The following is a 202-nucleotide window of genomic DNA, read 5'->3' on the forward strand; positions in this document are numbered from 1 at the left end:
CCTCCTCTGTAAAAGAAAAATTAAATATCCCAACAAGCCGTTGCGACCAAGGTCTGCATATCGGTCGGTAAGGGAACATTTACATATGTCATGTGACCCGTTACGGGATGGATGAAGCGTACTGAATCGGCGTGTAAGGCCTGTCGATTTAAAAATCTGCGAGAGCCGCCGTATAAATCGTCACCTATAAGGGGATGTCCCA

Annotated in this window: 1 pseudogene; it reads right to left on the reverse strand. The window is 46.5% G+C overall.

Annotated elements, in window-relative coordinates:
* Positions 1-20: 20 nt before the first annotated feature.
* A pseudogene (locus tag PGX78_RS09130) lies at positions 21-202 on the reverse strand (RluA family pseudouridine synthase); the annotation flags it as partial.

This window comes from Megasphaera sp. AF13-6AC, from assembly GCF_027685385.1.
Classification (GTDB): domain Bacteria; phylum Bacillota; class Negativicutes; order Veillonellales; family Megasphaeraceae; genus Megasphaera; species Megasphaera micronuciformis.